Origin of the sequence: Streptomyces huiliensis (genome assembly GCF_020037025.1) — a bacterium.
GTDB classification, from domain to species: Bacteria; Actinomycetota; Actinomycetes; order Streptomycetales; family Streptomycetaceae; genus Streptomyces; species Streptomyces huiliensis.
In genome coordinates this window covers 1-11,169 of sequence record NZ_JAIQLH010000321.1, presented here as the reverse complement: position 1 = coordinate 11,169, position 11,169 = coordinate 1, and the positions used below count along the sequence as shown (strand labels likewise).

At 72.7% G+C, this 11,169-nt stretch carries 13 protein-coding genes; all 13 read left to right on the top strand.

Annotated features, from left to right (window positions below):
- Window positions 1–506: response regulator (locus JNW98_RS32280; RefSeq protein ID WP_223771859.1), on the top strand; the 506-nt coding region annotated here is incomplete at its 5' end.
- A 244-nt stretch (window positions 507–750) separates the two neighbouring features.
- Window positions 751–1,440 (top strand): response regulator, encoded by a 690-nt coding sequence (locus JNW98_RS32275; RefSeq protein ID WP_223771858.1) that lies wholly within the window; start codon window positions 751–753, stop codon window positions 1,438–1,440.
- A 150-nt stretch (window positions 1,441–1,590) separates the two neighbouring features.
- Window positions 1,591–4,284: a DNA translocase FtsK gene (locus JNW98_RS32270; protein ID WP_223771857.1), complete on the top strand. Its 2,694-nt coding sequence runs from the start codon at window positions 1,591–1,593 to the stop codon at window positions 4,282–4,284.
- 245 nt (window positions 4,285–4,529) lie between these two features.
- Window positions 4,530–5,339 (top strand): helix-turn-helix domain-containing protein, encoded by an 810-nt coding sequence (locus JNW98_RS32265; RefSeq protein ID WP_223771856.1) that lies wholly within the window; start codon window positions 4,530–4,532, stop codon window positions 5,337–5,339.
- A 111-nt stretch (window positions 5,340–5,450) separates the two neighbouring features.
- A complete protein-coding gene (gene rimO / locus JNW98_RS32260; RefSeq protein WP_223771855.1) occupies window positions 5,451–6,944 on the top strand; it encodes a 30S ribosomal protein S12 methylthiotransferase RimO in 1,494 nt (497 codons plus the stop codon).
- A complete protein-coding gene (gene pgsA / locus JNW98_RS32255; RefSeq protein ID WP_223771854.1) occupies window positions 6,941–7,567 on the top strand; it encodes a CDP-diacylglycerol--glycerol-3-phosphate 3-phosphatidyltransferase in 627 nt (208 codons plus the stop codon). The genes rimO and pgsA overlap by 4 nt, the downstream gene beginning before the upstream one ends.
- The gene (locus JNW98_RS32250; protein ID WP_223771853.1) at window positions 7,564–8,103 is read left to right on the top strand and encodes a CinA family protein; all 540 of its coding nucleotides are present in this window, start codon (window positions 7,564–7,566) and stop codon (window positions 8,101–8,103) included. The genes pgsA and JNW98_RS32250 overlap by 4 nt, the downstream gene beginning before the upstream one ends.
- A gap of 94 nt (window positions 8,104–8,197) precedes the next feature.
- Window positions 8,198–8,581, top strand: a complete 384-nt coding sequence (locus JNW98_RS32245; protein ID WP_004955592.1) for a helix-turn-helix domain-containing protein — start codon at window positions 8,198–8,200, stop codon at window positions 8,579–8,581.
- Between the two features lie 243 nt (window positions 8,582–8,824).
- Window positions 8,825–9,295 carry a Dps family protein gene (locus JNW98_RS32240; protein WP_223771852.1) on the top strand — a complete coding sequence of 157 codons (471 nt, stop codon included), beginning with the start codon at window positions 8,825–8,827 and terminating at the stop codon, window positions 9,293–9,295.
- Between the two features lie 272 nt (window positions 9,296–9,567).
- Window positions 9,568–10,071 carry a peptidoglycan-binding domain-containing protein gene (locus JNW98_RS32235; protein ID WP_223771851.1) on the top strand — a complete coding sequence of 168 codons (504 nt, stop codon included), beginning with the start codon at window positions 9,568–9,570 and terminating at the stop codon, window positions 10,069–10,071.
- Between the two features lie 148 nt (window positions 10,072–10,219).
- The gene (locus JNW98_RS32230; protein WP_223771850.1) at window positions 10,220–10,399 is read left to right on the top strand and encodes a hypothetical protein; all 180 of its coding nucleotides are present in this window, start codon (window positions 10,220–10,222) and stop codon (window positions 10,397–10,399) included.
- 75 nt (window positions 10,400–10,474) lie between these two features.
- Entirely contained in the window at window positions 10,475–10,696 is a 222-nt protein-coding gene (locus JNW98_RS32225; protein WP_223771849.1) for a hypothetical protein, read from the top strand.
- A 67-nt stretch (window positions 10,697–10,763) separates the two neighbouring features.
- On the top strand, window positions 10,764–11,039 hold the full coding sequence (locus JNW98_RS32220; RefSeq protein ID WP_223771848.1) for a hypothetical protein: 276 nt from the start codon (window positions 10,764–10,766) through the stop codon (window positions 11,037–11,039).
- The last annotated feature ends 130 nt before the right edge of the window (window positions 11,040–11,169 follow it).

Below are 11,169 nucleotides of genomic sequence, written 5' to 3'. Positions count from 1 at the left end.
GCGCGGCGCCCGCGGGGGCCGCCACGCCGCCGGGGCCGGGCGCCGCCCAGCCGACGGCGCCGTCCGTGCCGCAGCAGGAGTGGGCCGAGGACGGGCGTACGGGCGGGACGCCCGGGTTCACCGGTTCGTTCCGCGGCGAGAAGGTGCTGATCGTCGACGACGACATCCGCAACGTCTTCGCCCTCACCAGCGTGCTGGAGCAGCACGGGCTGACGGTGCTCTACGCGGAGAACGGGCGCGAGGGCATCGAGGTGCTGGAGCAGCACGACGACGTCGTGGTGGTCCTGATGGACATCATGATGCCGGAGATGGACGGCTACGCGACCACGGCGGCGATCCGCAAGATGCCGCAGTTCGCCGAGCTGCCGATCATCGCGCTCACGGCGAAGGCGATGAAGGGCGACCGGGAGAAGAGCATCGAGGCCGGGGCGTCGAACTATGTGACCAAGCCGGTCGATACTGATCATCTGTTGACGGTGATGAAGCAGTACATGAGCGCAGAGTGACGGACTCCGGATCGGTCCTCCCCATTTTCCTGACCGGGAGTGGCCGACGACGTGTGGGACCGCGGCATTCCGGGAACTTTCACGTCCCGTGCCGCGTTTCCGCTACGTGCACAGTGACATCGCGGTGACAGGGTGTGGTGACAGGCGGGGTGCGGCTACCATGACCGGCACAAGGACGGGCGGCGCAAGGGAGTCGTCCCCTGGGGCGGCGCCCGGTGCACTTCCGGGGCGAGGAGGACGGGCCATGGTGCAGAAGGCCAAGATCCTCCTGGTCGATGACCGGCCGGAAAATCTGCTGGCGCTGGAGGCCATCCTCTCGGCGCTCGATCAGACACTGGTGCGGGCATCGTCAGGGGAGGAGGCGCTCAAGGCGCTGCTGACGGACGACTTCGCGGTGATCCTGCTGGACGTCCAGATGCCGGGAATGGACGGGTTCGAGACCGCGGCGCACATCAAGCGCCGGGAGCGGACGCGGGACATCCCGATCATCTTCCTCACGGCCATCAACCACGGCCCGCACCACACCTTCCGCGGCTACGCGGCCGGCGCGGTGGACTACATCTCCAAGCCGTTCGACCCGTGGGTGCTGCGCGCGAAGGTCTCCGTCTTCGTCGAGCTGTACATGAAGAACTGCCAGCTCCGGGAGCAGGCCGCGCTGCTGCGCCTGCAGATGGAGAACGGCCAGGGCGCCGGCCGGCCCGCCGCCGGCGAGCCCCCGGAGACCGCCGGGCTGCTCGCCGAGCTGTCGGCGCGGCTCGCCGCCGTCGAGGAGCAGGCCGAGGCGCTGTCCAAACAGCTGGACGAGTCGGCCGACGCCGCCGCGGTCGCCACCGCCGCCCACCTGGAGCGCAAGCTCAGCGGGCTGCGGCGCGCCCTGGACGCCCTGGAGCCGGGCGCCGGCAGCAGCGTCCCGCCGGTGGCCTCGCAGAGCTGACGGGCCGTCGCCCGGGGCCGTCCCGCGTTCGACCCGGGGCCATCCCGCGTCCGACGCCGCGTCAGACGCGTCGGCATCCGGCCATGACACGAACGGGTGAACGACCGGGCGCACGTGTCCCGTACGCCCGTCGACGGTAACCTCGGCACCATGGCCTCACGTACGTCCGGCAAGGGTTCCCAGAGCACGGCGGGCACCAGGCAGCGCACCGGACGCGCCGGGGGAGCCGCCGCCAAGCCGCCCGCCAAGAAGAGCGCGGCCAAGCCCGTCCAGAAGCGGCCCGCGGCCCGGCCGGCGCGGAAGGCACCCGCCAAGAAGGCGGCGCCGCCCCGCCCGTCTGTGGCCGGCCGCGCCGGACGCGGCCTGGCGCACGGCGTCGGAGCCCTGTTCCGGGGCGTGGGGCGCGGTGCTCGCAGCCTCGACCCCGCGCACCGCAAGGACGGCGTCGCGCTGCTCCTCCTCGGTCTCGCCCTGGTCGTCGCCGCGGGCACCTGGTCGGGGCTGGAGGGGCCGGTGGGCGAGCTGGTACGGATGCTGGTCACCGGCGCGTTCGGGCGGCTGGACCTGGTGGTGCCGATACTGCTCGGCATCGTGGCGATCCGGCTGTTCCGCCACCCCGAGCGGCCCGAGGCCAACGGACGGATCGTCATCGGCCTGTCGGCGCTGGTCCTCGGCGTGCTCGGGCAGGTGCACGTGGCCTGCGGGACGCCCGGCCGCGGCGAGGGCTCGCAGGCCCTGCAGGACGCCGGCGGCCTCATCGGCTGGGCCGCGTCCAAGCCGCTGGTCTTCACCGTCGGCGACGTCCTCGCCGTACCGCTGCTCGTGCTGCTCACGATCTTCGGGCTGCTGGTCGTCACCGCCACGCCCGTCAACGCCATCCCCCGGCGGCTGCGGCAGCTGGCCATACGGCTCGGGGTGCTCGAGCCGTATCCCGGCGAGTACGCGGACCCGGTGGCGGGGGAGTACGAGGCCGAGTGGCGCGAGGCGCCGCCCAAGCGCCCCCGCCGCGCCGCCGCGAGCCGGGCCGCCGCGGCGGAGGAGGGCGTCGAGGCCGCCGAGACGGCCGCCCTGGAGGGCCGCAAGCGCGCCCGGAAGACGCCCGCCCGGAAGTCCGGCCCGGACGCCGTGGACCTCGCGGCGGCGGCCGCCGTGGACCTGGACGGCGCGGTGCTGCACGGCGTCCAGCCCTCGCCGCTGGTCGCCGGGCTCAGCAGCGGCATCCGGCAGGACACCGAGCAGACGCTCCCCGTGCCCTCCGGCCGGGACGACACCGCGCCCACCGTGGCCGTGCCCGACCTCACCAAGCCGGCCCCCGAGCCGCCGGCCGCCGGCCTCCCCCCGCGCGCCGAGCAGCTCCAGCTCGCCGGGGACATCACGTACGCCCTGCCCTCCCTCGACCTGCTGGAGCGCGGCGGTCCAGGCAAGGCGCGCAGCGCGGCCAACGACGCCATAGTGGCCGCCCTGACCACCGTGTTCGCGGAGTTCAAGGTGGACGCGGCGGTCACCGGCTTCACCCGCGGCCCGACGGTCACGCGGTACGAGGTCGAGCTCGGCCCGGCGGTCAAGGTCGAGCGCATCACCGCCCTCACCAAGAACATCGCCTACGCCGTGGCCAGCCCCGACGTCCGGATCATCAGCCCGATCCCCGGCAAGTCCGCCGTCGGCATCGAGATCCCCAACACCGACCGCGAGATGGTCAACCTGGGCGACGTGCTGCGGCTGGCGGAGGCGGCCGGCGACGACCACCCGATGCTCGTGGCGCTCGGCAAGGACGTCGAGGGCGGCTACGTGACGGCCAACCTCACGAAGATGCCGCACGTCCTGGTCGCCGGTGCCACCGGCTCCGGAAAGTCGTCCTGCATCAACTGCCTCATCACGTCGCTGATGGTGCGGGCCACCCCGGAGGAGGTCCGGATGGTGCTGGTCGACCCCAAGCGCGTCGAACTGACCGCCTACGAGGGCATCCCGCACCTGATCACGCCGATCATCACCAACCCCAAGCGGGCGGCCGAGGCCCTGCAGTGGGTCGTCCGCGAGATGGACCTGCGCTACGACGACCTGGCCGCCTACGGCTTCCGGCACATCGACGACTTCAACGCCGCGGTGCGCGAGGGCCGGGTCAGCCCGCCGGAGGGCAGCGGGCGCGAGCTGTCGCCGTACCCGTACCTGCTGGTCATCGTGGACGAGCTCGCCGACCTGATGATGGTGGCCCCGCGCGACGTCGAGGACTCCATCGTCCGGATCACCCAGCTCGCGCGCGCCGCCGGCATCCACCTCGTGCTGGCCACCCAGCGGCCGTCCGTGGACGTCGTCACCGGCCTCATCAAGGCCAACGTCCCCTCCCGCCTCGCCTTCGCCACCTCCTCGCTCGCCGACAGCCGCGTCATCCTCGACCAGCCCGGCGCGGAGAAGCTGATCGGCAAGGGCGACGGTCTCTTCCTGCCGATGGGCGCCAACAAGCCGGTCCGGCTCCAGGGCGCGTTCGTCAGCGAGGCCGAGGTCGCCGCCGTCGTCAAGCACTGCAAGGACCAGATGGCGCCGGTCTTCCGAGAGGACGTCACGGTCGGCTCCGCCCGGAAGAAGGAGATCGACGAGGACATCGGCGACGACCTCGACCTGCTGTGCCAGGCCGCCGAACTGGTGGTCTCCACCCAGTTCGGCTCCACGTCGATGCTCCAGCGCAAACTGCGTGTGGGATTCGCCAAGGCGGGCAGGCTCATGGACCTGATGGAGTCGCGCAACATCGTGGGCCCGAGCGAGGGGTCGAAGGCCCGGGACGTGCTCGTCAAGCCGGACGAGCTGGACGGAGTCCTCGCACTGATCCGCGGGGAGACCGCGGGCTGACGGACGGCCGGGGCGGGCGCGCCGTCCCGGCCGACGCCTCTCCCCGGGGTGTCCCCGGCGTTTCCCGGGGCCCGTGCGGCGCCCGCGGGAAGGAGGGACGATGTGCCGCGGCCGGTACGGCAGAGCCGCCTGAGGCCCGGGTCTTCTGATGGCCTACAAAGACCGGCTTCCCGCTTGCCGGACCCTTTTGCGTCCCCCCTAGACTGAACTTCCAGCAGGTGGCTGCACGCTCGAAAGGCGCCCACGTGTCCATCGGCAACTCACCCCCGGAAGACGACCGGCCGTCCGTCGGCCGCGCTCTCCAGCAGGCCCGGATCCAAGCCGGGCTGACCGTCGACCAGATCAGCACGACGACCCGCGTGCGCATCCCGATCGTGCACGCGATCGAACAGGACGACTTCTCCCGCTGCGGCGGGCACGTCTACGCCCGAGGACATATCCGCACGCTGGCGCGCGCCGCCGGCCTCGACCCCGCCCACCTCATCGAGCAGTACGACGCCGAGCACGGCGGGCGCCCCCGGCCGAGCCGGGCGGCCCCGGTCTTCGAGGCGGAACGGATCCGGCCCGAGCCGCGGCGGCCCAACTGGACCGCCGCCATGGTCGCGGCGATCGTCGCCGTCGTCGGCTTCGTCGGGTTCACCCTCTTCAACGGCGGCGCCGGCGGCCGGGACGACGCGGTCGAGGCCGGCCGGGCCTCGGCCAAGCCGTCCAAGGCCCCCGCCAAGGCACCGCCGAACCGGCCCGGCGACGCCAAGCCCGAGCCGTCCGACAGCGCCATCGCCGGCGCCCCGGCGAACAAGGTCACCGTCAAGCTCACCGCCGAGCGCGACCAGACCTGGATGTCGGCGAAGGACCACAACGGCAAGCTGCTGGAGGAAGGCGTCCTCCAGCGCGGGGCCTCCAAGACCTTCACCGACAGCAACCGCATCGACCTGGTGCTCGGCAACGCCGGGGCGGTCCAGCTGTTCGTCAACGGCAAGGAGATCAAGAACGTCGGCGACGACGGCCAGGTGCAGCGGCTGAGCTACACCAAGGGCGACCCGGCGGCCGGCTGACCAAGCCGTTCCTCGGGTCCCGGTGCGGAGAGCCGGTGGGTGACCAGGCTCTCCGCACCGGGCGGCCACTCGGCAGCGGAAGCGGCGCCCGGACAAAGTAGGCTGAGCCCTATGCCCGAACGCCGTACCGTCGCTCTTGTCACACTTGGCTGCGCCCGTAACGAGGTGGACTCGGAGGAGCTGGCAGGCCGTCTGTCGGCGGACGGCTGGGACCTCGTCGAGGACGCCGCCGACGCCGATGTGGCCGTCGTCAACACCTGCGGTTTCGTCGAAGCCGCCAAGAAGGACTCCGTCGACGCCCTCCTCGAAGCCAACGACCTCAAGGACCACGGCCGCACCCAGGCCGTGGTCGCCGTCGGCTGCATGGCCGAGCGGTACGGCAAGGAGCTGGCCGACGCCCTGCCCGAGGCGGACGGCGTGCTCGGCTTCGACGACTACGCCGACATCTCCGACCGGCTCCAGACCATCCTCTCGGGCGGCGTCCACGCCTCCCACACCCCCCGCGACCGCCGCAAGCTCCTGCCGATCAGCCCCGCCGCGCGCCAGGACGCCGCCGTGGCGCTCCCCGGCCACGCGCAGGAGGCGCCCGCGCCGGCCCCCGAGGACCTGCCCGAGGGCGTCGCCCCCGCCTCCGGCCCGCGCGCGCCGCTGCGCCGCAGGCTCGGCGACAGCCCGGTGGCCTCCGTCAAGCTGGCCTCCGGCTGCGACCGCCGCTGCTCCTTCTGCGCCATCCCCTCCTTCCGCGGCTCCTTCGTCTCCCGCCGCCCCTCGGACGTGCTGGGCGAGGCCCGCTGGCTCGCGGAGCAGGGCGTGAAGGAGGTCATGCTGGTCTCCGAGAACAACACCTCGTACGGCAAGGACCTGGGCGACATCCGGCTGCTGGAGACGCTGCTGCCGGAGATCGCGGCGGTGGACGGCCTGGAGCGGGTCCGCGTCAGCTACCTCCAGCCCGCCGAGATGCGGCCGGGCCTGATCGACGTCCTGACCTCCACCGACAAGGTCGCCCCCTACTTCGACCTGTCCTTCCAGCACTCGGCGCCCGGCGTGCTCCGGGCCATGCGGCGCTTCGGCGACACCGAGCGCTTCCTGGAGCTGCTGGACACCATCCGCTCCAAGGCGCCGCAGGCCGGCGCCCGGTCCAACTTCATCGTCGGCTTCCCCGGGGAGACCGAGGAGGACGTCGCGGAGCTGGAGCGCTTCCTCACCGCCGCCCGGCTCGACGCCATCGGCGTCTTCGGCTACTCCGACGAGGACGGCACCGAGGCCGCCGGGTACGAGGAGAAGAACGACCCCGAGGTCGTCGCCGAGCGGCTGGCGCGCGTGTCGCGGCTGGCCGAGGAGCTGACCGCGCAGCGCGCCGAGGACCGGATCGGAGAGACAATCGAAGTACTGGTCGACCGCGTGGACGACGAGGACGGCGTGATCGGCCGGGCCGCGCACCAGGCGCCGGAGACCGACGGCCAGGTCAGGCTGCTCACCGAGGGCCTGGACAGCCCGCCGGTGCCCGGACGCATGGTCGTCGCCACGGTCGTGGCGAGCGAGGGGGTCGACCTCGTCGCGGAGCCGGTCCGAGACGGCGGACGCACCGAGGAGGCGGGCAGATGAGCGGAGTCCCGGCATCGGCCGCGGGCCGTCCCCCCGCGGCGCCGGGAGTGCGGCGGGTCAGGCTGTGGAACATCGCCAACATCCTGACCATGGGGCGCCTGTTCCTGGTGCCCGGTTTCGTGCTGCTGATGCTCCACAACGGCGGATACGACCCGGCGTGGCGCTCGTTCGCCTGGGCCGCGTTCGCCATCGCCATGATCACCGACCTGTTCGACGGGCACCTGGCCCGGACGTACAACCTGGTCACCGACTTCGGCAAGATCGCCGACCCGATCGCCGACAAGGCGATCATGGGCGCGGCGCTGCTCTGCCTCTCCGCCCTGCACGACCTGCCCTGGTGGGTCACCGGCGTGATCCTCGCGCGCGAGATCGGCATCACGCTGATGCGTTTCTGGGTGATCAAACACGGCGTGATCCCCGCCAGCCGGGGCGGCAAGATGAAGACGCTCGCCCAGGGCGTGGCCGTGGGCATGTACATCCTCGCCCTGGAGGGACCGCTGGCCACCGTCCGCTTCTGGGTGATGGCCGTGGCCGTCGTCTTGACGGTCCTCACCGGCCTGGACTACGTACGGCAGGCGGTCGTGCTGCGCCGGAACGCCCGGGCCGCGGAGTCCGCGCGGTGACCCCCGGGGTCCCGCGGGAGGCGGAGCGGGCCCTGGCCGCGCTGGTCTCCCGGGGCCGGACGGTGGCGGTCGCGGAGTCGCTCACCGGCGGGCTGGTGGCCGCCGCACTGACCGCCGTCCCGGGTGCCTCCCGCGCGGTCCGCGGCGCGGTCACCGCGTACGCCACGGACGTCAAGCGCGAGGTGCTGGGCGTGGACGGCGGGCTGCTGGCCGAGCGGGGGGCGGTCGACCCCGAGGTCGCCCGGCGGATGGCCCGCGGAGTGCGCGCGCTGCTGGCCGCGGACTGGGGCCTCGCCACGACCGGCGTGGCCGGTCCCGACCCGCAGGACGGCAAGGCCGTGGGCACGGTGTTCGTCGCCGCGGCCGGCCCGGACGGGACGTGCGCGGTGCGCGAGCTCGCGCTGGACGGCGGCAGGGAAACGATCCGGACGGAATCCGTGCGCGCGGTTCTCGGCCTGCTGCTGGACGAATTGACGGCGAACGCGGGGGCAAAGGATACGGAACACAAGGGGGGGAATGGATGTTTGCAGCCCTGAGTGAACACGACATAGCTCCCCGCACGGCCGCACCCCGAGGCGGTACGGTGGGGCGTGAAGGATCCGGATTCGCGGTCCAAGGAGGGAGCCACCGATGATTCTGCTCCGTCGCCTGCTCGGTGACGTGCTGCGTCGGCAGCGCCAACGCCAGGGCCGCACTCTGCGCGAGGTCTCCTCTTCCGCCCGGGTCTCGCTCGGTTACCTCTCCGAGGTCGAGCGGGGGCAGAAGGAGGCGTCCTCCGAGCTTCTCTCCGCAATCTGCGACGCTCTGGACGTGAGGATGTCCGAGGTCATGCGTGAGGTGAGCGACGAGCTGTCGCTCGCCGAGCTGGCGCAGTCGGCGGCGGCGAGCGAGCCGGTACCCGCGCCGATGCGGCCGATGTTCAACCCGGTGTCCGTGACGTCCGTGACCGGCGTCCCGGGCGAGCGCGTGACCATCAAGGCGCCTGCCGAGGCCGTCGACGTGGTCGCGGCGTAACGGCGGCGACGGGGCGGGCCTTACCTTTCGGCGGTCCCGTCCGTCTTCGACTCCTCCGGTCCCCGCGGGCCCTTCCGGCCCGCGGGGACCGGTGTTTTCCGTGCGATGTTCCGCTTGAAGTCCGATGCCGGGCATTTCCGACCCGACCCCTTTCTTCTCTCCCTCCGGCCCGTTTCGAGTCGCTGTGGGATGGTAGGTGCAACGGAGGAAAGCGAAACGACGTCGACGGTGAAGGAGCAGTACATGTCTGTCGTGAAGAGCCCCCTGTCCGAGCAGGACCGCAAGACCGTCGGTGACGCCCTCCAGGGAGCCCTGGTCGACCTGGTGGACCTCTCGCTCGTGGCGAAGCAGGTCCACTGGACGATCGTGGGCCCGCGCTTCCGCTCGGTGCACCTCCAGCTGGACGAGGTCGTGACGACGGCCCGGCAGCACGCCGACACCGTCGCGGAGCGCGCCTCCGCCCTCGGCATCGCCCCGGACGGCCGTGCCGAGACCGTGGCGAAGACCAGCGCCATCGACACCGTGGGCAGCGGCTGGAACAAGGACGTCGACGCGGTCCGCATCATGGTCGAGGCGCTGGGCGCCGTGATCTCCCGGATGCGGGAGCGCATCCGCGACACCGACGAGCCGGACCCGGTGACCCAGGACATCATCATCGGCCTCACTGCCGACCTCGAGAAGCATCACTGGATGTTCCAGGCGGAGAACGCCTGAGCGGGCGAATGTGACGCCTCTTGACGGCGAGGGCTTCCCGACGGAATGCGGTCGGGGAGCCCTCCGGTCTGTCCGGGGCGTTTGCGGGCGTCCTCGGTAAGAGAGGCGTCGGACGTCCCGCGTGCCGACAAGCACTCATTCGGAGGGTTTCGCCGCACGACCGCGGTCACGCGCGGTCACGCCGTGGACCATGGTGCCGTGGGGATCGGCGACGCGGCCGACGAGCCGTTCGCCGGACGTGCCGGGCCCCGCGGGACACGGAGGGGGTATCCATGCGATCACGTCTTCTCGCCAGGGCACTCGTCGGTCTGACCGCCGCCGTCGGCCTCGCCGTCGGGGGCCTGGCCGGTGCGGGCACCGGCTTCGCGGCCTCCGCGCCGGTTTTCGAGCCGGTCTCTGAGCAGCAGGTGGCGGTCCCGGCTCCCGCCGTCGCTCGGCTCGCGGTGGAGAACCTGGGGCTGAGCGCCACGCAGGCGCGGAACGTGCAGTGCTGGCTGCGGAAGTACTGGGGGTACACCGGTGCCCTCGACGGGCAGTTGGGCACCAGCAGTTGGCAGGCGTATCAGAGAGGGCTCCAGCACGACTGGGGCTATACCGGCGCGATCGACGGTGTCGTCGGGAGCGGCACGGTGATGGCGTTGCAGCGTCAGATGCGGGACGCGGGCTGGGGTTACACCGGGGCGATCGACGGCGTGGCCGGGCCCGACACCAGGGCCGCGTTCCAGCGGTTCGCGGACGCCTGCCTCAGCGTGTGCCGGGAGGGGCTCTCCGCGTGAGGTGACGTGTGGTGAGGCGGGACGGTCGTGGGTGGTGTGTCCGCCGGGCGCCCGGGGTCCGGTGCGAGGACCGGCTGGGCCCGGCGGACCGGGGGCGAATCCGGGCGAGGCGGTGGTGACGGGAATGCGAGGCCCTAACCTGAGACGCATGTCTGCCGACCCCGCGGACGGGCCCTGTCCCGCCGAGGAGATCAACCGCGCGATCCGCGCCTTCCTGACCGACCGCGACGGCCGGCCGCTGACCCCGGCCGAGCGGCGGCAGTACGAGCAGTTGCGGGCCCGGTGGCTGGAGGCCGTGCGCCGGCGCAGGGGCTGCGTGGCGCCCTGAACGCCTGAACGGGCGCATGGCCCGGGACGGGCCGCTCGGGTGGCGGGCCGGGGCCGGGCGGGGTCTCCTGGGGGCATGGACGAGCACCCGGTGATTCGGTTCACGAACGAGCTCATGGTGGTGTCGGATCTCGACCAGCGTGCCGCCGGCGCGTTCGTGCGCAGCGTCTATCAGGAAGGCGCGCGCGAGGGCGAGCAGCGGGTGATCGTCGAACTGCACCGGCGCGACCGCAGGATCACGGAGCTCGAAGCGGAACTGGCGCGGCTGCGCGGTGAGGACGCGGAGACGACCGGCTGACGGCCGGCGTCCGGTGGGCGCTCCGCCGCGGGGACGCGGGCTCCGGTGTCCCGCCGAAGGAGGCGGCATGCTCTTGCTCTGGCGCGAGATACGGCGGCGGCGTCCGCTCCTCCGGCTGCTGCCCGTCGCGATGGGCGGGGTGTGGTGGTGGGCGGTCTGCCGGCTCGTCGACGAACCGGGGCGGGCGGACTCCGTGGAGGGGCTGGTGGTGACCGGGGGGTGGGGGTTGAGCCTGTTGCCCGTGCACTGCGTGCCCTGGTCACGGGGGCGGCGGGGCGGGGCGCGGAGGGGTGAGGGGTGGGGTGGCGAGCGGGGCGGTGGGGAGGCGGACGGGGGTCGGTAGGGGAACGGTCCGCGCGGATAGGGGAACGGTCGGCGCGGATCCGGGTCACCCGTATGGGTGGATGAGGCAGGCCGGGCGTGTGGTTCGCCCCGGCGGGCTCGTCAGGTCTGCCGGACGCCGGACGCCGGAC